Here is a 24,120-nt window from a genome sequence, read left to right as displayed (position 1 = left end):
CTCATATAAAATGGGCCGATTGACTTCCGCTCGCGCCGCAACCACGTTCGCGCCCCGTTTTCCCCGATAGAGCGCCATGAATCTCGTTATCGTCGAGAGCCCCGCCAAGGCCAAGACCATCAATAAATACCTGGGCTCGGACTATAAGGTTCTGGCTTCCTACGGCCACGTCCGCGACCTGCCGTCCAAGGACGGCTCGGTCCTGCCCGACGAGGACTTCGCCATGCACTGGGAGGTCGACGCCAAGGCCTCGAAGCGCCTGTCGGAAATCGCCGAGGCCGCCAAGGCCTCCGACCGCGTCATTCTAGCGACCGACCCCGACCGCGAGGGAGAGGCGATCAGCTGGCACGTTCTGGAGATCCTGAACAAGAAGAAGGCCCTGAAGGACAAGGACGTCCAGCGCGTCACCTTCAACGCCATCACCAAGTCGGCGGTGCTGGAGGCCATGGCCAACCCGCGCCAGCTGGATATGGAGCTGGTGGACGCCTATCTGGCGCGCCGCGCGCTGGACTATCTGGTGGGCTTCAACCTGTCGCCGGTGCTGTGGCGCAAGCTGCCGGGGGCGCGTTCGGCGGGCCGGGTGCAGTCGGTGGCGCTGCGTATCGTCGTCGACCGCGAGATGGAGATCGAGCGGTTCAAGGCGCAGGAATACTGGTCGGTCGAGGCCGACCTGATCGCCGACAGCCCGCCCTTCACCGCCCGTCTGGTCAAGCACGAAGGCAAGCGCGTCCAGCGTCTGGACATCGTGTCAGAGGCCATGGCCATGGCCGCGCGCGAGGCCGTCAATAGCGGCGACTTCACCATCAAGTCGGTCGAGAAGAAGCCGGCCAAGCGGTCCCCCGCCCCGCCCTTCACCACCTCGACCCTGCAACAGGAAGCCGCGCGCAAACTGGGCTTCACCGCCCAGCGCACCATGCAGGCGGCGCAGAAGCTGTATGAAGGCGTCGACGACACCGGCGGCCTGATCACCTATATGCGTACGGACGGCGTCTATGTGACGCCCGAAGGCATCGCCCAGGCGCGCGAGGCCATCGGCCAGCGCTTCGGGCCCGCCTATGTTCCGGCCGAGCCGCGCTACTACAAGACCAAGGCCAAGAACGCTCAGGAAGCGCACGAAGCCATTCGTCCGACCAACATCCTGCGCAGCCCGGACACCCTGCGGCTCGATAGCGATCTGCAGCGCCTGTATGAGCTGATCTGGAAGCGGATGATCGCTTCGCAGATGGAATCGGCCCGTCTGGACCGCACCACGGTCGAGATCGAGACGCCCGACGGCCAGACGGGGCTGCGCGCCACCGGCCAGGTCGTGGCCTTCGACGGCTTCATCGCCGCCTATGAAGAAGGCCGCGACGAGAAACAGAAAGGCGCCGAGGACGACGAGGACGAAGGCGGCCGCCTGCCCTCGCTGAAGGAAGGCGCCAAGGCCAAGGTCGAGGCCATTCGCACCGACCAGCACTTCACCGAGCCGCCGCCGCGTTTCTCGGAAGCCACCCTGGTCAAGAAACTGGAAGAGCTGGGTATCGGGCGTCCGTCGACCTACGCCTCCATCCTGACCACCCTGCGCGACCGCGAATACGTCCGCATGGACAAGAACCGCTTCTTCCCAGAGGACAAGGGACGGCTGGTCACGGCCTTCCTGGAGCAGTTCTTCGCCAAATGGGTCGAGTACGACTTCACCGCCGCGCTGGAGACCCAGCTGGACGAGGTGTCGGCAGGCGATCTGGACTGGAAGACGCTGCTGCGCCGCTTCTGGCAGGACTTCCACGCCGCGACGCAAGCCGCGGGCGAGCTGCGCACCACGGCCATTCTGGATCACCTGAACGAGGCGCTGGGGCCGCACATCTTCCCGGACAAGGGCGACGGCTCCGACCCGCGCGGATGCCCGGTCTGCCATGAAGGCCAGCTGAGCCTGAAGACCAGCCGTTTCGGCGCCTTCATCGGCTGCTCGCGCTATCCGGAGTGCAAATACACCCGCCCCGTGGCCTCGCCTGACGCGGCCGATGGCGGAGCCGAAAGCGGCGATCGCGAACTGGGCGTCGATCCGGCGACCGGCCAGCCCGTGCACCTGAAGATCGGTCGCTTCGGCCCCTACGTGGAGACCACGCCGCCGGACGCCGAAAAGCCCAAGCGCTCGTCCCTGCCCAAGGGCTGGACCCCGGCGTCGATGGATCTGGAGCGCGCCCTGCGCCTGCTCAGCCTGCCGCGCGATGTGGGCCCGCACCCCGAAGACGGCAAGATGATCACCGCCAGCCTGGGCCGCTATGGTCCGTTCGTGGCGCACGCGGGCACCTACGCCAACGTCGCGGACATCGAAGAGGTGTTCGACGTCGGCCTGAACCGCGCCGTGGCCCTGCTGGCCGAGAAGCGTGCAGGTCGTGCGGGTCGCGCCTCGGCCGCCGCGCCGCTGAAAGAACTCGGCGCCCACCCGGAAACGGGCGAGGCCGTCCAGGTCATGGCCGGTCGTTACGGCCCCTACGTCAAGTCGGGCAAGATCAACGCCACCCTGCCGAAGGGCACGGCGCCCGAAGACATGACGATGGAGGCCGCCCTGCCCCTGCTGGCAGCCAAGGCCGGCGCCGCGCCCAAGAAGAAAGCGCCCGCCAAGAAGGCTGCAGCAAAGAAGCCAGCGGCTAAGAAGGAGCCGGCGGCCAAGAAGCCAGCGGCGAAAAAAGCCCCCGCGAAAAAGGCGGCCAAGGCGGCTGAAGCCGAATAAGATCAAGCGCCCTCGTTCTGCTGAACGGGGGCGTTTTTGTTACCGCCCCGCGACCAGCTCATTGCGGACCCGGCGGCCCAGGGGATCTCGGCCCGGCCAGGTTTCGCCCACGCTGGCTTGCACCAGCGGCGTGCAGAAGCGCGAGAGGATCATTCGCGGCCGAATCTGGTTCAGGCATACCTTGTCGCCCTCGCGGACCCAGCGCGCCGTCAGCCTCCGACCATCCCAGAATTCCGCGCGATAACCTCCGTCGCGGTCAAACCAATGCTTGACCCAGTGGCCGTCGGGATAATGAGAAATCACGGTATTGCCGAAGGCGGCCTGCATGGCGTCGGCGCGCCCGCGGTCAGAAGACCAAGCGATTCCTGGCGCGACCAAGGCCAGCGCGATCAATACGGTAGCGCGCATCGGCATTCCTCTTCCCGTCCCTGCGCGGACAATACAGCGCCCAATGCCATTGCCAAGGCGTCGGTTCCGAACGGAAATACTTGACTGATGCGTAGGGCCTTCCATATACCGCACCTGGCCCGGGACAGGACTGGCGATGCGCGCCGCCCGCTCGCCCAAGAGGGGCGGTTCCGCAAGGCCGAAGACGTTTAGGCGTTTATCCTCCGTCCCTTAGGACTGCATGACTGAATTTTCCAAGCTGGGCCTCTCGCCCACGACCCTGCAGGCGGTCGCCGATACTGGCTACACGACCGCCACCCCGATCCAAGAACAGGCCATCCCGGTAGCCCTCGCCGGGCGCGACGTCCTCGGCATCGCCCAGACCGGCACCGGCAAGACGGCCGCCTTCACCCTGCCCATGGTCGACCGCCTGGCCTCGGGCCGCGCCCGCGCCCGGATGCCGCGCGCCCTGGTGCTGGCGCCGACCCGCGAACTGGCCGACCAGGTGGCCGAGAGCTTCGCCAAATACGCCAAGGGCACCAAGCTGAACTGGGTGCTGCTGATCGGCGGCGTCTCCATGGGCGACCAGGTCGCCGCCCTGAACAAGGGCGTGGACGTGCTGATCGCTACGCCGGGCCGCCTGCTGGACCTGTTCGATCGCGGCAAGATGCTCCTGACCGGCGTCGAGCTGATGGTGGTCGACGAGGCCGACCGGATGCTGGACATGGGCTTCATTCCGGACATCGAGCGCATCTTCAAGCTGACGCCGCCGCGTCGTCAGACCCTGTTCTTCTCGGCCACCATGCCGCCGGAGATCACGCGCCTGACGCAGCAGTTCCTCAAGGATCCGACGCGGATCGAGGCGTCGCGCCCGGCCACGACCGCCGACACCATCACCCAGCACATCACCCGCCTGCCGACCTCGGACCCCAAGGCCAAGCGCACCGCGCTGCGCGCCCTGGTCGAGCGGGGCGACGTGCAGAACGGCATCGTCTTCTGCAACCGCAAGTCGGAAGTCGACATCGTCGCCAAGTCGCTGCAGGTGCACGGCTTCGACGCCGCGCCGATCCACGGCGACCTGGACCAGTCGCTGCGGATGAAGACGCTGGCCGATTTCCGCAGCGGCGCGCTGAAGCTGCTGGTCGCATCGGACGTCGCGGCCCGCGGCCTGGACATCCCGGCCGTCAGCCACGTCTTCAACTATGACGTGCCGCACCACGCCGACGACTACGTCCACCGCATCGGGCGCACCGGCCGCGCCGGGCGACTGGGCGAGGCTTTCATGATCGTGACGCCGTCCGACGACAAGTCGTTGGACAAGGTGCTGAAGCTGATCAAGAAGGAGCCGGTTGAACTGCCGCTGGACGGTATCGACTTCGCCTCCATCCAGGACCGCCCCCGCGACGACAGCCGTTCGGCTCGTGGCCGTGGGCGCGGCGAACGGAGCGAACGCGGCAGCCGCTCGCGTCGATCGGTTGAGCCTGCGCCCGTCGAGGCCGAAGTCCTCGTCGAACAGGCCCCCATGCCCGCCCCCGAGGCGGAAGCGCCGGCTCAACGGTCACGCAGCCGCAAGAGGGCCCAAAGCCCCACGCCGCCGGCGCCCGAGCAAAAGACTAGCCCGAAGACCGCTGAGAAAGCGGCCAAGAAGCCCAACGCAGGCGACGATGGCCAGCCGTCGACCTTGGCCGGAAATCCTTTCGGCGATGAGGTCCCGGCCTTCCTGCGTCGGCCGGTGGTTCTTGCGGGATAAGGCTGGTTTGCCAACTTAACCCTGCGTTACGGAAGACCGGTATAGCTTTCCGGGGGACATAGCGTAGGGGCAGTTCAGGCATGACCATCCAGGTGGAAACGACGGTCCGGAGTCCGGAAGCCTATACCCTGGCGCATCGCGCCGTGGACGCCATGCAGGCAGCCTCCGTATGGCCGACGCCGCTAAACTTCGAACTGTGGCTCCACTATCTGGGCGATCCGGAAGGAAACCTGGGGCAGGAAATTTCGCGTCTCCTGGCTTCGGGTGCACCCTTTACCGACTCAACCGCTGAGATGCTCGCGGCCGAATTCCTGCCGCGCGGGCGGCTGTCCGAAGAGATCCGCGACGCCGGCGCCGTGTTGAATCGCGAGCTCGCGGCGGTGGCCGGCGCCATCGACAAGGCGCGCGAGAGTCAGGTCACCTATGGCAACACCCTGGCCGAGGCCGCGGATCGCATGGCCAACCCGGGCGAGGCCGGAAATCTTGGCGACCTGGTGGCTTCGCTGGCCCATGCAACGCGCCGCATCCGGCGCCATACCGCCGCGCTGGAACGCCGCCTGGAGTCCTCGAACCGCGAAGTCACCAAGCTGCGTGACCATATGGAGCAGGTCCGTCGCGACGCGATGACGGATGCCCTGACCAACCTGGCCAATCGGAAGGCGTTCGACGAACATCTGCTGCGGCTGTGCGATGAATCTGAAAACGCGGGCGGCTCGCTGGGCCTGGCGATCATCGACATCGACCATTTCAAGCGCTTCAACGACACCTGGGGCCACCAGACGGGGGATCAGGTGTTGCGCTATGTAGGCAGCGTCCTGGGACGCGTGGCGCGCGCGCCGCGGATCGCCGCCCGCTATGGCGGCGAGGAATTCGCCGTGATCTTCCCCGGTGAGACCGCAGGCGCAATCGAGGCGGCGCTGAACTCCGTCCGCGTGGAAATCGGCTCCCGCGCGCTGCGGCGCCGCTCGACCAACGACGATCTCGGCGCCGTCACCATCTCGGTCGGCTTCGGCGTGCGCCGCGCGGGGGAAAGCGCTGGGCAGTTGCTGGCACGGGCGGACGAAGCGCTCTACGCGTCCAAGCGCAGCGGGCGCAACAAGGTCACCGCCGCCGCCGAGGCCGTGTCCAACGCAGCCTGAGGCTTCACTTTAAGCTCGCCTATGAAATGCAGACTGCCATAGTCGCCTGATGCGAAGCCTGCTGTTCAACATCGCCTATTGGGCGCTTTCCATCACCTACGGGCTGGCTGCGGCCTTTGCGGCCTTGGCGCCGGGCCGAAAGGCCACCAGCTGGATTATCCGTCGTTATGTCCGGCGCATGGTGCAGGCCATGAGCCTGTTCGCGGGCATCCGCATCGCGACTCGCGGCAAGGAGCGCCTGCCGGAAGGCGCCTTCATCATCGCCTCGAAACATCAGAGTTGGGGCGACGGTTTCGCCACCTATGATCAGTTCGACGATGTGGCCTTCGTCACCGGCGACCACCTCGAGAAGTTCCCCCTGCTGGGAACGGTGCTGAAAAAGCTGGGCGCCATCGTCGTCAACAACTGCGGCGGCCACGCCGCCCGCGCCGCCCTGAAGGAGCGCGCCGCCGACGCCAATCGCGAGGGCCGCAAGATCCTGATCTATCCAGAAGGCCATCTGGCCCGGGTCGGCGAGAAGTTCCGTTACCGCTCGGGCGTCTGGCACATGTATCGCGACTTCGACATGCCGGTCGTGCCGCTGGCGACCAATCTGGGCCTGTTCTGGCCGCTGGAGGAGTTCCGCAAGAATGCCGGCACGGCGACGCTGGAATTCCTTGAACCCATTCCGACTGGTTTGCCCAAGGCTGAGTTTCTGGAACGGCTGGAAGCCGCCGTGGAAGGCAAGACGGCCGAACTGATCGCCGAAGCGACGGGACAGCCGGTCACGCCCGCCGTGCTGGTCGAATCCAAGGAAGAATCCGCCACGGCCGCCGCGGCAGCCAAGGCGGTCAGCGCCGCGGCCTAGGCCGCCGGGATTACCGCGCCTTCGTATTTGGAGGCGATGAAGTCCTTGATCGCCTGGCCGCGCAGGGCCTTGGCCAGGGCCTGGATGCGCGGGTCATTCTGGTTGTCCGGGCGCGCGACCAGGTAATTCACATAGGGGCTGTCGGCCCCTTCCAGTTGCAGCGCGTCGGTCTTGGGCTTGAGCCCGGCGTCGAGCGCGTAGTTGGTGTTGATCACCGCGCCGTCCACCTGGGGCAGGATGCGCGGGATGGTGGCGGCTTCCACCTCCTGGAACTTCAGACCCTTCGGATTGGTGGCGATGTCGCGCACCGTCTGGAGCGGGTTCTGCGGATCCTTCAGGGTGATCAGGCCCGCCGCCTGCAGCAGCAGCAAGGCGCGGCCGGTGTTGGAGGCGTCGTTGGGCAAGACGACCTGAGCGCCGTTGGGCAGGCCCGTCAGCGCCTTGTGTTTGCGCGAATAGAGACCCAGCGGTTCAACGTGGACGCCTGCGACGGTGACTAGGCTCGTTCCCCGCGCCGCGTTGAACTCGTCGAGATAGGGCTTCGTCTGGAAATAGTTCACATCCAGCCGTTTTTCAGCCAGTTGCACGTTCGGCTGAACGTAGTCGTTGAAGACCTTGATCTCGATCGGCACGCCCTCGGCGGCCAGGATCGGCTTCACCTGCTCCAGGATTTCAGCGTGCGGCACGGCGGTGGCGCCGACCAGCAGGGGGGCGCCCTCAGCCCCTGCCTTCTTGTCCGCGCCCTGGCCGCAGGCGGCAAGCGTCAGAACAGCAACGGCGGACAGCAGTAGCGAACGGCGGATCATGCAGCGGGCTTTCGATAAAATCAGCGGTGCGAGACCTTAGCGACCAGACGGTCGCCGATCATCTGCAGAATTTGTACGAGGATCAGCAGCAGAACTACGGTCACCACCATGACGTCGGTCTGGAAGCGCTGATAACCGAAGCGGATGGCCAGGTCGCCCAGACCGCCCGCCCCCACCACGCCCGCCATGGCCGTATAGCTGACCAGGGCGATGGCGGTGACGGTCGCGCCGGCGATGATGCCCGGCATGGCCTCGGGCAGCAGGGCGCGCGTCACGATCTGGAAGGTCGAACCGCCCATGGCCTGTGTCGCCTCGACGACGCCCTTGTCCACCTCACGCAGGGCCGTCTCGACCAGGCGCGCATAGAAGGGCGCGGCCCCGACGACCAGCGGAGGAATGGCCCCCGCAACGCCCAGGGACGTGCCGACCAGCAGTACCGTCAGCGGCAGCATGACGATCAGCAGGATGATGAAGGGCACCGAGCGCAGCACATTGACCACGAAGGACAGGACAGCGTTCAGCACCGGATTGTCCGCCAGCCGCCCCTTGCCCGACAGATACAGCAGCACGCCCAGCGGGACGCCCAGGATCACGGTCAGAGCCATCGATCCGCCCAGCATCAGCAGGGTGTCGACCGTCGCCTTGCCGATATCGGCCCAATCCACATTGGCGAACATCAGACCGTCTCCACCACGACGCCGCGCGCGGCCAGTTGCGCCAGAGCCGCCTCGGCGTCGCCGCCGGTGAACGCCACTGTCATCTGGCCGTAGGGCTCGCCCCGGATGCGACTGATGCGGCCCGACAGGATCGAATAGTCCACGCCCGCCGTGCGCGCCACGCGGCTCAGCTCGGGGTCGTAGGTCGCAGCACCCCGGAAAGTCAGGCGGGCCATGCGCGCCCCGGCCGGCGCGACCGAGGCGTCGACCGCCTCCTCGCCCTCGGCCAGCATGGCGCGGGTCACAGCGTGTTGCGGGTGCAGGAAGACGTCGGCCGTCGCGCCCTGCTCCACGATCTTGCCGTCCTTCAGCACCGCCACCCGGTCGCAGACGCGGCGCACGACCTCCATCTCGTGAGTGATCAGGACGATGGTCAGACCAAGATCCCGGTTCAGCCCATCCAGCAGGGTCAGGATGTCCTCGGTCGTCTCCGGGTCCAGGGCGCTCGTCGCCTCGTCGCACAGTAGGACGCTGGGGCCGCAGGCCAGGGCGCGGGCGATGCCGACGCGCTGCTTCTGGCCGCCCGACAACTGGGCCGGATGCTTCTTCGCGTGGTCGGCCAGGCCAAGTTGCGCCAGCAGTTCGGCCGTGCGCGCCTTCACCTCGGCCTCGGGCCGCCCTTCCAGTCTCAAGGGGAAGGCGACGTTCTCCTCGATCGTCTTGGCGTTCAGCAGGTTGAAGTGCTGGAAGATCATGCCGATGCCGCGCCGTGCCGCGCGCAGCTCGGCGGGGCTCAGGGCGGTGATCTCCCGCCCGTCGACGAAGACCTTGCCCGCATCGGGCGTCTCCAGTCGGTTGATGGCGCGGATCAGGGTGGACTTGCCCGCCCCCGAACGGCCCACCACTCCGAACACCTCGCCGCGCGCGACATGAAGATCGACGGCGTCCAGCGCCGTGCGGTCGCCCGCCGCGCTGCGATAGCGCCGGGTCACACGCTCCAGTCGGATCATGTCAGTCGGCGTCCAGGGCGGCGGCGGGAATGATGGTGACGCTCTCGCCGCAGCCGCAGGCGTCGGTCTCGTTCGGATTGCGGAAGACGAATTTGGACGACAGCTTGGTCGTCTCGTAATCGATCTCGCTGCCGATCAGGAACAGCACGGCCTTCGGGTCGATCAGGATGGTCACGCCCTTGTCCTCGACCACTTCGTCCAAGGGCTGAATCTCCTCGGCGTAGGCGAAGGTGTATTCCTGCCCGGCGCAGCCGCCGTTCTTCACCCCGACGCGCAAGGCCACATAGTCCTTCTCGGCGTTGGCCATGATTTCGCGCACGCGCGCGGCGGCGGCGTCCGTCAGGGTCACCGCCTTGGGTCGGGGGCGTCGGGGCCGGGTCGTGGTCTGAAGCTCGGTCATCAGGGCCTCCTCAGAACATGTTCAGGGCCAGTTTGGCCTCGTCGCTCATCTTGGAAGCATCCCACGGCGGATCGAACACCAGATTGGCCTTGGCGCTGCGAACGCCGTCGACCTTTTTCACCGCGTCCTCGACCCAGCCGGGCATTTCGCCGGCCACCGGGCAGCCCGGCGCCGTCAGCGTCATTTCGACCAGCACGTCGCGGTCGTCGGAGACGTCGACCTTGTAGATCAGGCCCAGCTCATAGATGTCGACCGGGATTTCCGGATCGTACACCGTCTTCAGCGCCTCGATCAGGTCGTCCGTCAGCTTGTCCAGCTCGGCTTGAGACAGGGCGCTCTTCTGAGGCTCGTCCCAGCTGGCGGCGAAGGCGTCGCTGTCGCTGATCGCGTTGTCGGTCTTGGCGTCCATACTCGTCACACGAAGAAGTTGCGCGCCTTGATCAGCGCGTCCACGAAGGCGTCTGTATCCTCCATGGTGTTATATAGGGCGAAGGAGGCGCGCGTGCTTGCGCTCACGCCCAGTCTTTTCGCCAGCGGCTCGGCGCAGTGCAGTCCGGCCCGCACGGCGACGCCGTAGCGGTCCATGATCTGGGCCACGTCATGGGCGTGGGCGCCCTCGACGGCGAAGGTCAGCAAAGCGCCCTTCCCTTCCGCCTGGCCCAGGATGCGCAACCACTCATGGTCGGCCAAACGCTCGACGGCGTGGCGATACAGAGCCTTTTCGTGCGCCTGAACGGCGGCCGGATCATACTGCGACAGCCATTCCAACGCCGCACCCAGACCAATGGCCTCAACGATCGGCGGCGTCCCGGCCTCGAAGCGATGCGGGGGTTTGGCGTAGGTCACCCGCTCCTTCTCGACCATTTCGATCATCTCGCCGCCGCCCTGATACGGCGGCAGGGCCTCCAGCGCCTCGGCCGTGCCGTACAGGACGCCGATGCCGGTGGGACCGAACAGCTTGTGGCCGGTCAGCACGTAGTAGTCGCAGCCGATGGCCTGAACATCCGGCGCCGCGTGAACCGCGCCCTGGCAGCCGTCGATCAGCACCCGCGCCCCGGCCGCATGGGCCAAGCCGGTGATCTCGGCGACCGGGTTGATGGTGCCCAGCACGTTGGACATGTGGGTGACGGCGACCAGCTTCGTCTTCGGCCCCAGCAGGGCGGGGAAGGCCTCCATGTCCAGCGAGCCGTCGTCCTTGACCGGCGCCCATTTCAGCACCGCCCCGCGCCGTTCGCGCAGGAGGTGCCACGGCACGATGTTGGAGTGGTGCTCCATCTCGGTGACGATGATCTCGTCGCCCGGCTGGATCGACAGGCCGACGCCATTGGCGACCAGGTTGATCGCCTCGGTCCCGCCCTTGGTCCAGACGATGGTCTCGGGCGACGGGGCGTTCAGGAAGCGGGCGACGATCTCGCGCGCGCGCTCATAGGCCTCGGTCGCCTCGTTCGACAGGGTGTGCAGGCCCCGGTGGACGTTGGCGTAGCTGCCTTCCATCGACGCGACCATGGCGTCGATCACCGCGCGCGGCTTCTGGGCCGATGCGGCGCTGTCCAGATAGACCAGCGGCTTGCCGTTCACCTGACGCGACAGAATCGGGAATTGCGCGCGGGCGGCATAGGGGTCGAACCCCATCACAGGCGCATGAGTCACAGGCGAGCCGTCAGCCATTCCCGCACCACCTCTCTGGCGCCTTCATGCTCGATGCGGTCGACGACCTCGATCAGGAAAGCCTGGGTCAGCAGGGCGCGGGCTTCATCCGCCGAAATGCCGCGCTGCTGCATGTAGAACAGGGCGCTTTCGTCCAGCGTCCCCACGGTGGCGCCGTGGGCGCACTGCACCTCGTCGGCGTAGATGATCAGCTCGGGCTTCACGTCGATCTCGCCGCGCTCGGACGTGATCAGGCCGTGGTGCCCCATGCGGGCGTCGGTGTCGTCGGCGCCCTTCTGAACCAGAATCTTTCCCTGGAAGACGCCGCGCGCCTCGTCGCGGACGACGCCCTTGATCAACTGGCTGGTCGTGCCGTTGGGCCCGACGTGGTCGATGACGGAGGTCAGGTCGGCGTGACGCGAGCCGCCGAGCAAATAGATTCCGTCGACGCGCGCATCGGCGCCTTCGGCTTCGTGACGCAGGCGGGTCTCAAGACGTTGCAGCTTTGCGCCGGTGGCGACGATGATCTGGCGATACCGGCCGCCGGCCTCCAGCTTGACCTCGGCCTCGGCCACAGAAATGGCATCGTCCGGTTCGTCGGTCAGGACTATGCGCGTCACCTCGGCATCGGAGGCGACGTCGATCTCGACCTTGTTGTGGGCGACATAGGCCGAGCCCTTGCCCTCGTGCGTCTCCAGCAGCAGCAGGCGCGCGCCGGGGCGGGCGACGATGCGCGCCGACGCCGTATGACCGGTGCCCGTCGCATCCGAGATGAAGCGCAGGCGCAGCGTCTGATCGCCCGAGGCGATGTAGTCCTTCACCCCGACCGGGCGGCCGTTGGCGAAGACGATGGCGTCGCCGCCCAGATCATAGAACGGCCCCGGCGCGCCGACGACGGCCGTGCCAGACAGTTCGGGCGCTTCACGAAGAAAGCGCTTTAGGTCACTGTATTTCCATTCCTCGACCCGCCGCGAGGGAAAGGTCGCGGCGTCGGTCAGGTCCAGCCGGGCGAGCGCCTTCATGCCGCCTCCGGCAGGAACTTGTCGTAGCCTTCCGCCTCCAGTTCATGCGCCAACTCAGGCCCGCCCGAGGCGACGATGCGGCCGCCCGCCAGAACGTGCACGCGGTCCGGTTTGATGTAGTCCAGCAGGCGCTGATAGTGGGTGATCACCAGCATCGACCGCTCCGGGCTGCGCATGGCGTTCACGCCGTCGGCGACGATGCGCAGGGCGTCGATGTCGAGGCCGGAGTCCGTCTCGTCCAGGATCAGCAACGACGGCTCCAGCAGGGCCATCTGCAGGATCTCCATCCGCTTCTTCTCACCGCCGGAGAAGCCGACGTTCAAAGGACGTTTGAGCATGTCGAAGTCCATCTTCAGCGACTGCGACGCCGCCTTGACCAACTTCAGGAAGGCCGGGGCCGAAACTTCATCCTCGCCGCGCGCGCGCTTCTGGGCGTTCAGGGCCGTGCGGATGAAGGTCATGGCCGGCACGCCGGGAATCTCGATCGGATACTGGAACGACAGGAACAGGCCCGCCGCCGCACGCTCGGCCGGTTCGATATCCAGCAGATCGATGCCGTTCCACGAGGCGGAACCGTCCGTCACCTCATAGCCCGGGCGACCGGACAGGCTGTAGCCCAGCGTCGACTTGCCCGCCCCGTTCGGCCCCATGACCGCGTGAACTTCGCCCGCAGGCACGTCGAGCGTCAGACCCTTGAGGATCGGCTTGTCGGCGACAGAGACGTGGAGATTATTGATCTTAAGCATTGTTTTTCTTCTTCAACTCACTCAGCCGACCGAGCCTTCGAGGCTGATCGCCACCAGCTTCTGGGCTTCGACGGCGAACTCCATCGGCAGTTCCTGCAGGACGTCTCGGACGAAACCGTTGACCAACAGGGCCACCGCTTCTTCTTCCGACAGGCCGCGCTGCTGGGCGTAGAAGAGCTGGGCTTCGGACAGGCGGGTGGTGGTCGCCTCGTGCTCAAGCTGGGCCGAGCCGTTGCGGACCTCGATGTAGGGGATGGTGTGCGCGCCGCACTCCTTGCCGATCAGCAGGCTGTCGCACTGGGTGAAGTTGCGCACGCCCGTCGCCTTGGGATGGATCGACACCAGGCCGCGATAGGTCGAATCCGACTTACCGGCCGAGACCGTCTTGGCGATGATCCGGCTGCGGCTGTTCTTGCCCAGGTGCAGCATCTTGGTGCCGGTGTCGGCCTGCTGATGGCCATTGGTGATGGCGATGGAATAGAACTCACCCGAGCTTTCCTCGCCCTTGAGGATGCAGGACGGGTATTTCCAGGTGACGGCCGAGCCGGTCTCGACCTGGGTCCAGCTGACTTTCGAGCGGTCGCCGCGACAGTCGGCGCGCTTGGTCACGAAGTTGTAGATGCCGCCCTTGCCCTCGGCGTCGCCGGGGTACCAGTTCTGGACGGTCGAGTATTTCACCTCGGCGTCGTCCAGGGCGATGATCTCCACGACCGCCGCGTGCAGCTGGTTTTCATCGCGCATCGGCGCTGTGCAGCCTTCCAGATAGGAGACGTAGGACCCCTTGTCGGCGATGATCAGGGTGCGCTCGAACTGGCCCGTCTGGCTGGCGTTGATGCGGAAATAGGTCGACAGCTCCATCGGGCAGCGCACGCCCGGCGGGATGTAGACGAAGGAGCCGTCGGAAAAGACCGCGCTGTTCAGGGCCGCGAAATAGTTGTCGCTGACCGGCACGACGGTGCCGAGGTACTGACGCACCAGATCAGGATATTCGCGCAAGGCCTCGGAAATCGGCATGAAAATCACGCCGTGCTTGGCCAACTCCTCCTTGAAGGTGGTGACGACCGAGACGCTGTCGAACACGGCGTCGACGGCCACCTTGGGCGCGCCCTGGACGCCGGCCAGGACCTCCTGCTCCTTCAGCGGGATGCCCAGCTTGGCATAGACGGCCAGAAGTTCGGGATCGACCTCGTCCAGCGACTTGGGCCCCTCCTTCTTCACCGGCGCGGCGTAGTAGTAGAGGTCCTGATAGTCGACGGGCTCGTACTTCACCGCCGACCAGGTCGGCTCTTCCATCGCCAGCCAGCGCTCATAGGCGGCGAGGCGCCATTCCAGCATCCACTCCGGTTCACCCTTCTTGTCGGAGATGAAGCGGATGATGTCGGGGTTCAGACCCTTGGGCGCGAACTCCTGCTCGACGTCAGTGGTGAAGCCGTATTTGTACCGCTCCAGCTCCGCGACCGTATCGATTGTTTCCTGTACGATAGCCATAGTTTACGCGACTTCCTTCACGCGCTCTTGCAGGCGCGCCTTATGCTTGTCCCAGGCCGCAACCCAGGCGTCGGCGAAGCGGGACCAGTCGGCCTCGGTCGTGCCCCAGCCGCCAGAGACGCGCACGCCGCCGGTCGCCAGATGATGCAGGCCCATGGCGCTGATCGCCTTGGACGGCTTGACCTTGCCCGACGAACAGGCCGAACCGGCCGAGACCATGACGCCGACCAGATCGAGGGTGATCAGCTGTTGCGGGCTGTCCCAGCCCTCAACCGCCATGAACAGGGTGTTGGGCAGACGCTCGACCGCGCCGCCGATGATCGTCGCGCCCGCCGCCTTGACCTTGGCTTCAGCCGCATCGCGCCAGGCGACGTGCGCCATGGCGGCGTCCAGATCGCGCGCCGCGCAGTCAGCCGCGACGCCGAAGCCGGCTATGCCCGGCACATTCTCAGTTCCAGCGCGCAGGCCGCGCTCCTGACCGGCGCCGTGCAGGATGCGGACGGCCGATACGCCGTCCTTGAGCACCAGCGCACCCACGCCCTGCGGCCCGCCAAGCTTGTGCGCCGAGAGTGTCAGACTGTCAGCGCCCACCGCCTTCATCGTCACCGAAATCTTGCCGGCCGATTGAATGGCGTCGACGTGCAGCCAGCCGCCCGCCGCATGGACCAGCTTCGCCGCCTCGGCGATCGGCTGGATCACGCCGCTTTCATTGTTGGCGTGGTGGATGGCGACGACCGCGCGGCCCGGACGAGCCAGCGCCTCGGACAGCCAGTGCAGGTCGACGACGCCGTTCGCATCCACCGGCAGCACCTCGACCGGAACGCCGCTGACGGCGGCGGCTTCGGCCACGCAGGGGTGCTCGGTCGCCCCGACGATCAGTCGCTCGCAGCCGGCCGCCAGGGCGCTGTGGATCGCCTGTGCGTTGGACTCAGTGCCGCCCGAAGAGAAGATGATCGCCGTCGGATCGGAGCCCACCAGATCGGCCACTTGCGCCCGCGCCGTCTCAACCCGTGCACGGGCGCGACGCCCGGCGGCGTGCACGGCAGAAGGATTTCCGTTGTCGGCCAAGGCCTTCGCCATGATTTCCTGAACTTCGGGGCGAACGAGGCCCGAGGCGTTGTAATCCAGGTAGACGCTCATGCGGCGGCCTCCATCGAGCCCGCGCCGACACGCGCCCGGCCCGTCCGCTTCTCCACCACGTCGGCGAGGCTGACGCCCGACAGATAGCGATGGATTTCCGCCCCTAGATCTTCCCACAGATCGTGGGTGATGCAGCGCGCGCCGCCGTTCATACAGCCGCGCGGCGTGCCATGAGCGGCGCAGCGGGTCGCGCGGATCGGCTCGTCGACCGCGAGGACGATGTCGGCCACCACCATCTCGCCCGCTGTCCTAGCCAAGCGATAGCCGCCGCCGGGCCCGCGCACACTCTTCACCAGACCGCCTTTGCGCAGCCGCGCAAACAGCTGCTCCAGGTAGCTGAGCGAAATCTCCTGACGGGCCGCGATTTCAGCCAGGGAGACAGCCCGATCGCTGCCGTTCTTCGCCAGATCGGCCATCGCCATGACGGCGTAACGTCCCTTGGTCGACAGACGCATCCCAGTACCTCAAAATTCTACCGCTTTTCAGGCTCGCTGTGCTAAGACCCCCGGCCTTGCTGGCGAGCGCATCGCGCAGGGGGACTTAGAAAGTCCTACCTGAGTGGTCAAGTATTATCCGCTCGCGAAACCACTGTTGATCGTAGGGACCGCCATCCATGCCTGAAGTTATCCTGCCTGGCGCCTCCGGCCGCATCGAAGGCCGCTACTCTCCTGGCAAGCGTCCCGACGCGCCGATCGCCCTGATCCTGCACCCCCATCCCAAGGCGGGCGGGCACATGAACAACCCCGTCGCCCTGACGATGCACCAGTTGTTCGTCCAGCGCGGCTTCGCCACCTTGCGCTACAACAGCCGCGGCGTGGGCAAGTCGCAGGGCGAGTTCGACAGCGGCATCGGCGAACTGGCCGATGCCGCGACGGCGCTGGACTGGCTGCAGGCCAACAACCCCGCCGCCACCCAGACCTGGGTCGCCGGCTATCAGTTCGGCGCCTATATCGGGATGCAACTGCTGATGCGTCGCCCCGAGACCGACGGCTTCATCTCCGTGTCGCCGCCGTCGAACATCTATGATTTCAGCTTCCTGGCCCCCTGCCCGGCCTCGGGCCTGTTCCTGCACGGCACGGCCGACACCGTCGTGCCGCCCGCCGATGTCGAGCGCGTGGTGAACAAGCTGCGGACGCAGAAGGGCATCGTCATCGACTACGAACTCGAAGAAGGCGCGACCCACTTCTGGCAGGACCACATCGACGCGGTCGAGCGTCGCGTCGGCGCCTACCTCGACAAACGACTGGAAGAAAAGCCGGCCTGACATCCTTCGGATCAGCGCGGAGGCTCGGCCTCCGCGCGGGTCCGCCACAGCGACCAAACCACGCCCGCGATCAGAATCGCCGCCGTGACGGAAAGAGAGAAGACCGGCGGAATCTTCTCCAGTCCCAGCAAGGGCGCGGCGAACACCTTGGCGCCGATGAAGACCAGCAGCACGGCCAGCGCCTGTTTCAGATAGGCGAAGCGGTGGATCACCGCCGCCAGGGCGAAATAGAGCGCCCTCAGCCCCAGAATGGCGAAGATGTTGGACGTATAGACGACATAGGCGTCCGTTGTGATGGCGAAGACCGCCGGGACAGAGTCTACGGCGAAGATGACGTCCGCGAACTCGATCGTCACCAGCGCCAGGAATAAGGGGGTGGCGTGCAGCGCCAGCTGGCCTGATCGGTTGGGCGCGCGAACAAAGAAGGCGTGGCCGTGCAGGCCTGGCGTCACCCGCATTCGTCGCCGACACCACTTGAGCACTCGATTGTCCTCGATGTCTGTCTCCACGCCGCGAGCGAAGAACATCCGCACGCCCGTGATGATCAGGAAGCCGGCGAACAGGTACAGCACCCAGTGATAGCGAGCGACCAGCACCGCTCCGCCGCCGATCATGATCGCCCTCAGCACGATGACCCCGAGCACGCCCCAGAACAGCACCCGGTGCTGATAGAGGCGCGGCACAGAAAAGGCGCTGAAGATCAGGGCGATCACGAAGACGTTGTCCATCGCCAGACTTTTCTCGACGGCATAGGCGGTCAGATAGTCGATGGCGCTGTCAGCCCCCAGCCGCGACCACATCCAGGCGCCGAAAGCGAAGGCGACGGCGATGTAGAAGGCCGACAGCCCCAGGCTTTCTCGCACGCCGATCTCGTGATCATTGCGATTGAACAGCCCGAGGTCCAGCGCCAGCAGGGCGACGACGACCGTGAGAAAGCCCGCCCACATCCAGACGGGCTTGCCCAACCACTCCAACAGCACCAGTTCCATCGACGCCTTCGCGGGTCGTTTCACACGACGCGGCCGACATCGCGATCAGGGGTCGCCAGAGGGGCCCGGTCCGCCCTCCCCCAACGCCTGAGGACAGAGCGCGTTGCTAGTGATCGCCCTCAGCAGCGGCCAAGGCTGCGGGTCGATGGGCGCGGACGCACCAGACGACGCTGACGATCATCAGGATCATGGCGACGATTTCGATCACGGTCGGCCCCCGCTGTTCCCAGATGAAGCCGTAGATGAAGGCGAATAGCGTCTCGGAAACGATCATCTGGCCCAGCATAGTCAGGGGCAGCAGGCGGCTGGCTTGGTTCCAGAAGGCGTTGCCGATGACGGAGGCGAAGATCGCCACGCCCAGGCTGACGCCGATGAGGCGCAGCCAGGCGTCATCCGTCATGCCGTCCAGCATGAACAGAGAAGGGATGACGAGCACCAGCGCCAGCGCGCCGGTCACCACGCCCGTCAGCGACGACCACTCATGCGGGGTGACATCAGGCAAGCGCCCCATCCAGCGGCTGTTGCCAACCGCGAAGGCGGTCCAGGACAGCAGGGCCGCCAGGGCGCAGGCTAGGCCGATCAGCGTCGCCGCGCCGCTCTGCGCCGCTGCGCCGCCGCCTTGACTGAGCGACTCCCAACCAATCAGGCCCACGGCCAGGGCCGCCACGGCGATGGGTGGAGCGACGCGCGACAGCGGCGGCGAGTCCTTGTCCCTTAGCCCCCACAGGGCCACCACCACAGGCACCATGCCGACGATCAGGGCCGAGGCCGGGACGCCGGCGTAATGAACGCCGACCACGAGGAAGGCGAAATACACGACGTTCCCCGTGAGGCTCAGCCAAACCAAGGCCCGCCACGCCTTGGGCGTGAGCGCAGCGGTCACTTTCCGCCAACGTGGGGCGATCAGCATGACCGCGATCAGGCCATAGGCGAGATAGCGCCCCGCCGTCAGCAACAGAGGCGAGGCCTCGGGCACGGCCTTCGGCGCAAGAAAGACCAGTCCCCATAGGGCGCCGGCCGCCAGACCGCTGGCGACGCCCCAGAAACGCGATGACCCCGCCATCTATTCCGCTCCCGGCTCGACAATCCGACCGCCGGTCATCGGCGCTGCGACACCCGTGGTGCCGGGGAAGCTGATCGGCAGCCCCAGGCGACAGCGCGCGGCCAGGAAGGCGAAGGCTTCGGCCTCGATGGAGTCGCCGCGCCAGCCCTTGTCCTCGGCGGTGGCCACGGGGACGCCGACGCGCTCCCGAATAGCCGCCAGAAGCACCGGGTTGTGACGGCCGCCCCCGCAGACGACGATCTCCCTGGGCTGTTCCGAACACCGGGCCACGCCCAGGGCCACGGCCTGGGCCGCGAAGGCGGTCAGGGTGGCGGCGGCGTCTTCCAGCGACAGGCTTGCAACCGGGTCAAGCGAGAAGTCGAAACGGTCCAGCGACTTCGGCCCGGTAGCGGCGAAGTAGGGGTGAGCCAGATAGGCCTCCAGCACGGCCTGATCGACCGTTCCCGCCGCCGCCAGACGGCCGCCCTCGTCCATCCGATTCTTCATGCGCGACTGGACCAGCAGATCGACCATGCCGTTGGCCGGGCCGGTGTCGAACGCCTCTAGCTCGCCGTCGGCGCGGATCAGGGTGATGTTGCCGACCCCGCCCAGGTTCAGCACCGCAACCGGCCCCTCCATCCCCGCCTTGCGGACCAGGGCCGCGTGGTAAACAGGCGCAAGAGGCGCGCCGTGCCCGCCCGCCGCCACGTCCGCGCTGCGGAAATCATAGGCGACCGGCACGCCCAGGCCTTCGGCCACGCTGACGGCGTCGATCAACTGCACCGTGCGGCCGGGCCGTTCGGGCGTCGGCGCCTCGTGCAGCACGGTCTGGCCGTGGACGCCGATCAGATCCAGCCCGCTGGACTTCACCCCGTTCACCGCCATGAAGCCCAGGGCCGCGGCCAGGTGGGCGTCGGCCACGGCCATGCGGGCGTCCTCGAAGCTGTCCGGCTCCTCCTCGCCGCGCTCCCAGTCGAAGGCGTCGTCGATGGCGTCCTCGATTATGGCGCGGGTCTCGCTGTCCAGCTTCATCTCGCCGGCGGGGCCGAAGGACAGGATGTCGTGGCCGTCCGTCTCGATCACCGCCATGTCCACGGCGTCGAGCGAGGTGCCGGTCATGAAGCCGAGCACGCGCAGGGTCTTTTTCGGGGAGGTCGTCATGGCGGGTTGACTGCCACGTCAGGCGCGACGTAGCTAGCGCCCATGATCGCCGTCCGCGCCATTTCCGGCCTGTATTACCGTTCGCTGAGCTAGCGAGCGGCCGCGATCTCGTGCCGCCTTCGCTGGCGGCGCGACTTCCCGAAAGGAAGACGGCCGCCGGCATCCCTGCTACGGAGCCGTCCATGACCGACCAAGCCTTCAAGTCCGACTTCCTCAAGACCCTGCAATCGCGCGGCTACATCCACCAGGTGACCCACCCGGTGGAGCTGGACGAGGCCGCCTCGAGCGGGATCGTGACGGCCTACATCGGCTTCGACGCCACGGCGCCGAGCCTGCACGTCGGCAGTCTGATCCAGATCATGATGCTGCGTCGCCTGCAGCAGGCCGGTCACAAGCCGATCGTCCTGATGGGCGGCGGCACGACCAAGGTCGGCGACCCGACCGGCAAGGACGCCTCGCGCCCGCAACTGACCGACGAGACGATCCAGGCCAACATCGACGGCATCCAGAAGGTCTTCGCCCGCTTCCTGACCTTCGGCGACGGCCCGACCGACGCGGTCATGGTCAACAATGACGAGTGGCTGTCGAAGTTCGGCTACATCCAGTTCCTGCGCGACTTCGGCACGCACTTCACCGTCAACCGGATGCTGAGCTTCGACTCGGTCAAGCTGCGCCTCGAGCGCGAGCAGCCGATGACCTTCCTCGAGTTCAACTACATGCTGATGCAGTCGGTGGACTTCCTGGAGCTGAACCGCGCGCTGGGCGTGACGCTGCAGATGGGCGGCTCCGACCAGTGGGGCAACATCACCTCGGGCGTCGACCTGGTGCGTCGCGTGGATCACAAGGCCGCCTTCGGCCTGACCACGCCGCTGCTGACCACGGCGTCCGGCGGCAAGATGGGCAAGACGGCCCAGGGCGCGGTCTGGCTGAACGCCGACCAACTGAGCCCCTACGACTACTGGCAGTTCTGGCGCAACGCCGAGGACGCGGACGTTGGGCGTTTCATGCGCCTGTTCACCGACCTGCCGCTGGACCAGATCGCCCTCTATGAAGCCATGGAAGGCGCCGGCATCAACGAGGCGAAGAAGGCCCTGGCCGACGCCGCCACCTCCATGCTGCACGGCTCGGAAGCCGCTCAGGCCGCCCGCGCCGCCGCCGAGGCCGCCTTCGAGAAAGGCCAGTTGTCGGCCGACCTGCCGACCGTCGAACTACCGCGTGACGAGGTCATCGGCGCCATGATCGCCGCCGTCACGACCAAGGCGGGCCTCAGCGGCTCCAACGGCGAGGCGCGCCGTCTGGCCCAGGGCGGCGGCCTTCGCCTGAACGACGAGGTCGTCAACGACGGCGCCCGCCTGATCGAAGAAGCCGATCTCAACGCTGACGGCGTGCTGAAGCTGGGCGCTGGCAAGAAGAAGCTGGTGCTGGTGCGGCCGGTTTGAGGAGAGAGCTGTGACCGACATCACTGAAAACGCCGCCGCCCCTGCTTTCGATCTGGCGACAGATGGCGACGGGCGCGTGTCCCTGGACGGCCTGAAGGGCAAGAACGTCGTGCTGTACTTCTACCCCAAGGCCGACACGCCCGGCTGCACGACCGAAGGGCAGGACTTCTCGGCCCTGATCGAGCGCTTCTCGGCGGCGAAAGCCGTGGTGATCGGCGTATCGCGCGACACGGTGAAGAAGCTGGACCGCTTCAAGGCCAAGCATGACCTCAAAGTGGTGCTCGGCTCGGACGAGGACGGGTTGGTCACCGAAGCCTGGGGCGTGTGGGTGCTGAAGAAGCTCTACGGCCGCGAATACATGGGGATCGAGCGCGCGACCTTCCTGATCGACGGCCAGGGCGTGGTCCGCCGCGCCTGGCGCAACGTCAAGGTCAAGGGCCACGCCGAAGAGGTTCTGGCCGCCGTCGAAGCGCTTTGATCGGTGAGCGGGGTTCGGAAGGCCCCGCTTGACCTCTCCGCCTCAGCCCGCACTAAGTGTCGCCAGGGATTGCATCCTCAGGGGCTGACATTGACCAAACGCCGATAGTCGCGGCGTGACGCGGAGAGCATGAATGTTCAATAAGAACAAACCGTTCGATAACAACCCCTCAGGCGGAATGGGCATTCCCAAGCCGCCCGAGCCAATCCAGCCCAAGCCGGAGCCCGCCGCTCCGATCGCCGCCGCACCGGCACGCGCGCCCGAACCGGCTCGCCCCTCCTCGCGTTCCTCCAGCCTTTCGACCCTGTCGGCGGGTGTAAAATATGAAGGCAATATTTCGGGCGCTGGCGAGCTTCAGGTCGACGGCTCGCTGAAGGGCGACATCCGCGTGGTTCGCGTTGTGATCGGTGAAGGCGGCGCGGTCGAGGGCACGGTTCACGCCGACATCCTGGAGGTGCGCGGTCGCGTCTCGGGCGCCATCGTCGCCAAGCAGGTCAAGCTGTTCGCTACCTCGCGCGTCGAAGGCGACATCACCCAGGAGCAACTGTCGATCGAACAGGGCGCCTGGTTCCAGGGCCGCTGCACCCAAGCCAAGCGCGACACGCCTGGCGCCAACATGCTGGAAACCCCTGCCCCGGCCGAAAAGCCTGCGCCCGCCAAGACGGACGCCAAGGTCGAGGCCAAGCCCGCCGCCTGATCGGCGCGGTCATCGAAAACGAGAAAGGGCGGCCCGCGAAGGCCGCCCTTTTTTATGCGTCTGTCCGAAAGTCGGATCAGCCCTCGCGGGTTTCGCCCACGCGAGCCGCCAGCGCCGCGCCCATGAAGGCGTCAAGGTCGCCGTCCAGCACCCCTTGCGTGTCCGAGGTCTCGACCTCGGTCCGCAGGTCCTTCACCATCTGATACGGCTGCAGGACATAGGATCGGATCTGGTGGCCCCAGCCGATGTCGGTCTTGGCGTCGGCCAGAGCCTGGGCCGCAGCCTCACGCTTCTGAAGCTCAAGCTCATACAGACGCGCACGCAGCATCTTCCAGGCCTGATCGCGGTTCTGGTGCTGCGAACGGCCCGCCTGACAGGCGACCACGGTGTTGGTCGGAATGTGGGTCAGGCGCACCGCCGAGTCCGTCTTGTTGACGTGCTGACCGCCCGCGCCCGATGCGCGGTAGGTGTCCGTGCGCACGTCCGACGGGTTGATGTCGATCTCGATGCTGTCGTCCACGACGGGCGAGACCCCGACCGAGGCGAACGACGTATGCCGCTTGGCCGCCGCATCATATGGGCTGATGCGCACCAGACGGTGAACGCCCGATTCCGACTTCAGCCAGCCATAGGCGTTGGGCCCCGTAATCAGCAGGGTCGCCGATTTGATGCCGACCTGTTCGCCCGACTCTTCTTCCTGAAGCTCGACCTCATAGCCGTGCGAACGCGCCCAGCGGCTATACATCCGCAGCAGAATGCCCGCCCAGTCATTGGACTCGGTGCCGCCAGCCCCGGAGTTGACCTCCAGATAGGCGTCATTGCCGTCAGCCTCGCCGGACAGCAGGGCTTCGAGTTCGGCGCGCGCGGCCCGGTCCTTAATGGACTTCAGCAGTTCACGTGCTTCTTCGAGAGCGGCTTCGTCGCCCTCCTCGTCCGCCATTTCGGCCAGCATGATCCCGTCTTCGAGACCCTGCTCCATTTCCTTGACGGCGTTGACCTGCGCTTCCAACCGCGACCGGTCGCGGCTGACGGCCTGGGCCTGCTCGGGATTATCCCACAGCGTCGGATCCTCGACCCGCGCGTTCAGCTCGTCGAGCTTTCTTAGAGCGACATCCCAGTCAAAGTCGCCTCCTGAGCAGAGCGACGCTCTGCTCGATGTCGGCCTTCATGGCCTCGACATCCGATCTCATCGCAAACTCCTGCGAACGAAAGTCCCCGCAAACAGGGCCGCGCCACGCGCGGACCGCTAGGGACAGGTGAAACGGCACGCCTGAAATCAGGCGCGCCGGGTTGGTGGGC

24 protein-coding genes are annotated in these 24,120 nt (G+C 66.5%); 8 read left to right on the top strand and 16 right to left on the bottom strand.

Annotation, left to right across the window (positions count from 1 at the left end):
- Window positions 1-76: 76 nt before the first annotated feature.
- Entirely contained in the window at window positions 77-2,713 is a 2,637-nt protein-coding gene (gene topA / locus H9656_RS02950; RefSeq protein WP_191742768.1) for a type I DNA topoisomerase, read from the top strand.
- A gap of 39 nt (window positions 2,714-2,752) precedes the next feature.
- Here topA and H9656_RS02945 read toward each other — a convergent pair whose 3' ends face one another.
- On the bottom strand, window positions 2,753-3,127 hold the full coding sequence (locus tag H9656_RS02945) for a hypothetical protein (RefSeq protein WP_225212199.1): 375 nt from the start codon (window positions 3,125-3,127) through the stop codon (window positions 2,753-2,755).
- A 214-nt stretch (window positions 3,128-3,341) separates the two neighbouring features.
- On the opposite strand from H9656_RS02945, the gene H9656_RS02940 reads away from it, so the two are divergent.
- The 3 genes from H9656_RS02940 (at window position 3,342) to H9656_RS02930 (ending at window position 6,836) form a co-directional block, all read left to right on the top strand.
- Window positions 3,342-4,850, top strand: coding sequence for a DEAD/DEAH box helicase (locus H9656_RS02940; RefSeq protein ID WP_191742767.1), 1,509 nt, complete (start codon window positions 3,342-3,344; stop codon window positions 4,848-4,850).
- Between the two features lie 80 nt (window positions 4,851-4,930).
- Window positions 4,931-5,989 carry a GGDEF domain-containing protein gene (locus H9656_RS02935; RefSeq protein WP_191742766.1) on the top strand — a complete coding sequence of 353 codons (1,059 nt, stop codon included), beginning with the start codon at window positions 4,931-4,933 and terminating at the stop codon, window positions 5,987-5,989.
- Between the two features lie 49 nt (window positions 5,990-6,038).
- Complete coding sequence (locus H9656_RS02930; RefSeq protein WP_191742765.1) at window positions 6,039-6,836, top strand: lysophospholipid acyltransferase family protein; 798 nt, start codon at window positions 6,039-6,041, stop codon at window positions 6,834-6,836.
- Here the strand turns inward: H9656_RS02930 and H9656_RS02925 are convergent.
- The 11 genes from H9656_RS02925 to H9656_RS02875 are packed head-to-tail and all read right to left on the bottom strand — an operon-like array spanning window position 6,833 to window position 16,206.
- Window positions 6,833-7,642, bottom strand: a complete 810-nt coding sequence (locus H9656_RS02925) for a MetQ/NlpA family ABC transporter substrate-binding protein (RefSeq protein ID WP_191742764.1) — start codon at window positions 7,640-7,642, stop codon at window positions 6,833-6,835. The genes H9656_RS02930 and H9656_RS02925 overlap by 4 nt on opposite strands.
- 20 nt (window positions 7,643-7,662) lie before the next feature.
- Window positions 7,663-8,319 (bottom strand): methionine ABC transporter permease, encoded by a 657-nt coding sequence (locus tag H9656_RS02920; protein WP_191742763.1) that lies wholly within the window; start codon window positions 8,317-8,319, stop codon window positions 7,663-7,665.
- Window positions 8,319-9,308 carry a methionine ABC transporter ATP-binding protein gene (locus H9656_RS02915; protein WP_191742762.1) on the bottom strand — a complete coding sequence of 330 codons (990 nt, stop codon included), beginning with the start codon at window positions 9,306-9,308 and terminating at the stop codon, window positions 8,319-8,321. Before H9656_RS02915 ends, H9656_RS02920 begins: the two co-directional genes overlap by 1 nt.
- A 1-nt stretch (window position 9,309) precedes the next feature.
- Complete coding sequence (locus H9656_RS02910; protein ID WP_191742761.1) at window positions 9,310-9,708, bottom strand: HesB/IscA family protein; 399 nt, start codon at window positions 9,706-9,708, stop codon at window positions 9,310-9,312.
- 10 nt (window positions 9,709-9,718) lie between these two features.
- The gene (locus H9656_RS02905) at window positions 9,719-10,117 is read right to left on the bottom strand and encodes an SUF system Fe-S cluster assembly protein (RefSeq protein WP_191742760.1); all 399 of its coding nucleotides are present in this window, start codon (window positions 10,115-10,117) and stop codon (window positions 9,719-9,721) included.
- A 5-nt stretch (window positions 10,118-10,122) separates the two neighbouring features.
- Complete coding sequence (locus H9656_RS02900; protein ID WP_191742759.1) at window positions 10,123-11,340, bottom strand: aminotransferase class V-fold PLP-dependent enzyme; 1,218 nt, start codon at window positions 11,338-11,340, stop codon at window positions 10,123-10,125.
- 14 nt (window positions 11,341-11,354) lie between these two features.
- On the bottom strand, window positions 11,355-12,377 hold the full coding sequence (gene sufD / locus H9656_RS02895; protein WP_191742758.1) for a Fe-S cluster assembly protein SufD: 1,023 nt from the start codon (window positions 12,375-12,377) through the stop codon (window positions 11,355-11,357).
- Window positions 12,374-13,123, bottom strand: a complete 750-nt coding sequence (sufC, locus tag H9656_RS02890) for a Fe-S cluster assembly ATPase SufC (protein WP_191742757.1) — start codon at window positions 13,121-13,123, stop codon at window positions 12,374-12,376. The genes sufD and sufC overlap by 4 nt, the downstream gene beginning before the upstream one ends.
- Before the next feature lie 21 nt (window positions 13,124-13,144).
- On the bottom strand, window positions 13,145-14,611 hold the full coding sequence (gene sufB, locus H9656_RS02885) for a Fe-S cluster assembly protein SufB (protein ID WP_191742756.1): 1,467 nt from the start codon (window positions 14,609-14,611) through the stop codon (window positions 13,145-13,147).
- A gap of 3 nt (window positions 14,612-14,614) precedes the next feature.
- Window positions 14,615-15,751 carry a cysteine desulfurase family protein gene (locus H9656_RS02880; RefSeq protein WP_191742755.1) on the bottom strand — a complete coding sequence of 379 codons (1,137 nt, stop codon included), beginning with the start codon at window positions 15,749-15,751 and terminating at the stop codon, window positions 14,615-14,617.
- A complete protein-coding gene (locus H9656_RS02875) occupies window positions 15,748-16,206 on the bottom strand; it encodes an Rrf2 family transcriptional regulator (RefSeq protein WP_191742754.1) in 459 nt (152 codons plus the stop codon). Before H9656_RS02875 ends, H9656_RS02880 begins: the two co-directional genes overlap by 4 nt.
- A 158-nt stretch (window positions 16,207-16,364) precedes the next feature.
- Between H9656_RS02875 and H9656_RS02870 the strand changes: the two genes are divergently transcribed.
- A complete protein-coding gene (locus H9656_RS02870) occupies window positions 16,365-17,015 on the top strand; it encodes an alpha/beta hydrolase (RefSeq protein WP_191742753.1) in 651 nt (216 codons plus the stop codon).
- Window positions 17,016-17,026: 11 nt separating this feature from the next.
- Here the strand turns inward: H9656_RS02870 and H9656_RS02865 are convergent, their stop codons facing one another.
- From H9656_RS02865 to H9656_RS02855, 3 genes are all read right to left on the bottom strand, one after another.
- Window positions 17,027-18,004 carry a TerC family protein gene (locus H9656_RS02865; protein WP_191742752.1) on the bottom strand — a complete coding sequence of 326 codons (978 nt, stop codon included), beginning with the start codon at window positions 18,002-18,004 and terminating at the stop codon, window positions 17,027-17,029.
- A gap of 106 nt (window positions 18,005-18,110) precedes the next feature.
- On the bottom strand, window positions 18,111-19,067 hold the full coding sequence (locus H9656_RS02860) for a DMT family transporter (RefSeq protein ID WP_191742751.1): 957 nt from the start codon (window positions 19,065-19,067) through the stop codon (window positions 18,111-18,113).
- Window positions 19,068-20,207: an anhydro-N-acetylmuramic acid kinase gene (locus H9656_RS02855; protein WP_191742750.1), complete on the bottom strand. Its 1,140-nt coding sequence runs from the start codon at window positions 20,205-20,207 to the stop codon at window positions 19,068-19,070.
- 182 nt (window positions 20,208-20,389) lie between these two features.
- On the opposite strand from H9656_RS02855, the gene tyrS reads away from it, so the two are divergent.
- From tyrS to H9656_RS02840, 3 genes are all read left to right on the top strand, one after another.
- Entirely contained in the window at window positions 20,390-21,646 is a 1,257-nt protein-coding gene (gene tyrS / locus H9656_RS02850) for a tyrosine--tRNA ligase (RefSeq protein WP_191742749.1), read from the top strand.
- A 10-nt stretch (window positions 21,647-21,656) separates the two neighbouring features.
- The gene (locus H9656_RS02845; protein ID WP_191742748.1) at window positions 21,657-22,124 is read left to right on the top strand and encodes a peroxiredoxin; all 468 of its coding nucleotides are present in this window, start codon (window positions 21,657-21,659) and stop codon (window positions 22,122-22,124) included.
- A gap of 133 nt (window positions 22,125-22,257) precedes the next feature.
- Window positions 22,258-22,821, top strand: coding sequence for a bactofilin family protein (locus H9656_RS02840; RefSeq protein WP_191742747.1), 564 nt, complete (start codon window positions 22,258-22,260; stop codon window positions 22,819-22,821).
- A gap of 76 nt (window positions 22,822-22,897) precedes the next feature.
- Here the strand turns inward: H9656_RS02840 and prfB are convergent.
- A protein-coding gene (prfB, locus tag H9656_RS02835; RefSeq protein WP_191742746.1) for a peptide chain release factor 2 occupies window positions 22,898-24,011 on the bottom strand; the annotation gives its coding sequence in 2 pieces (ribosomal slippage) (window positions 22,898-23,941 and window positions 23,943-24,011; 1,113 coding nt in all).
- Between the last annotated feature and the right edge of the window lie 109 nt (window positions 24,012-24,120).

Origin of the sequence: Brevundimonas guildfordensis (genome assembly GCF_014836405.1) — a bacterium.
GTDB classification, from domain to species: domain Bacteria; phylum Pseudomonadota; class Alphaproteobacteria; order Caulobacterales; family Caulobacteraceae; genus Brevundimonas; species Brevundimonas guildfordensis.
Note: the sequence above shows the minus strand (reverse complement) of the source record. Positions and strands in the feature narration are given on the sequence as shown.

Coding starts and splice junctions, on each gene's coding strand:
- topA (WP_191742768.1), top strand. CDS start 77: ATGAATCTCGTTATCGTCGAGAGCCCCGCCAAGGCCAAGACCATCAAT.
- H9656_RS02945 (WP_225212199.1), bottom strand. CDS start 3,127: ATGCCGATGCGCGCTACCGTATTGATCGCGCTGGCCTTGGTCGCGCCA.
- H9656_RS02940 (WP_191742767.1), top strand. CDS start 3,342: ATGACTGAATTTTCCAAGCTGGGCCTCTCGCCCACGACCCTGCAGGCG.
- H9656_RS02935 (WP_191742766.1), top strand. CDS start 4,931: ATGACCATCCAGGTGGAAACGACGGTCCGGAGTCCGGAAGCCTATACC.
- H9656_RS02930 (WP_191742765.1), top strand. CDS start 6,039: ATGCGAAGCCTGCTGTTCAACATCGCCTATTGGGCGCTTTCCATCACC.
- H9656_RS02925 (WP_191742764.1), bottom strand. CDS start 7,642: ATGATCCGCCGTTCGCTACTGCTGTCCGCCGTTGCTGTTCTGACGCTT.
- H9656_RS02920 (WP_191742763.1), bottom strand. CDS start 8,319: ATGTTCGCCAATGTGGATTGGGCCGATATCGGCAAGGCGACGGTCGAC.
- H9656_RS02915 (WP_191742762.1), bottom strand. CDS start 9,308: ATGATCCGACTGGAGCGTGTGACCCGGCGCTATCGCAGCGCGGCGGGC.
- H9656_RS02910 (WP_191742761.1), bottom strand. CDS start 9,708: ATGACCGAGCTTCAGACCACGACCCGGCCCCGACGCCCCCGACCCAAG.
- H9656_RS02905 (WP_191742760.1), bottom strand. CDS start 10,117: ATGGACGCCAAGACCGACAACGCGATCAGCGACAGCGACGCCTTCGCC.
- H9656_RS02900 (WP_191742759.1), bottom strand. CDS start 11,340: ATGGGGTTCGACCCCTATGCCGCCCGCGCGCAATTCCCGATTCTGTCG.
- sufD (WP_191742758.1), bottom strand. CDS start 12,377: ATGAAGGCGCTCGCCCGGCTGGACCTGACCGACGCCGCGACCTTTCCC.
- sufC (WP_191742757.1), bottom strand. CDS start 13,123: ATGCTTAAGATCAATAATCTCCACGTCTCTGTCGCCGACAAGCCGATC.
- sufB (WP_191742756.1), bottom strand. CDS start 14,611: ATGGCTATCGTACAGGAAACAATCGATACGGTCGCGGAGCTGGAGCGG.
- H9656_RS02880 (WP_191742755.1), bottom strand. CDS start 15,751: ATGAGCGTCTACCTGGATTACAACGCCTCGGGCCTCGTTCGCCCCGAA.
- H9656_RS02875 (WP_191742754.1), bottom strand. CDS start 16,206: ATGCGTCTGTCGACCAAGGGACGTTACGCCGTCATGGCGATGGCCGAT.
- H9656_RS02870 (WP_191742753.1), top strand. CDS start 16,365: ATGCCTGAAGTTATCCTGCCTGGCGCCTCCGGCCGCATCGAAGGCCGC.
- H9656_RS02865 (WP_191742752.1), bottom strand. CDS start 18,004: ATGGAACTGGTGCTGTTGGAGTGGTTGGGCAAGCCCGTCTGGATGTGG.
- H9656_RS02860 (WP_191742751.1), bottom strand. CDS start 19,067: ATGGCGGGGTCATCGCGTTTCTGGGGCGTCGCCAGCGGTCTGGCGGCC.
- H9656_RS02855 (WP_191742750.1), bottom strand. CDS start 20,207: ATGACGACCTCCCCGAAAAAGACCCTGCGCGTGCTCGGCTTCATGACC.
- tyrS (WP_191742749.1), top strand. CDS start 20,390: ATGACCGACCAAGCCTTCAAGTCCGACTTCCTCAAGACCCTGCAATCG.
- H9656_RS02840 (WP_191742747.1), top strand. CDS start 22,258: ATGTTCAATAAGAACAAACCGTTCGATAACAACCCCTCAGGCGGAATG.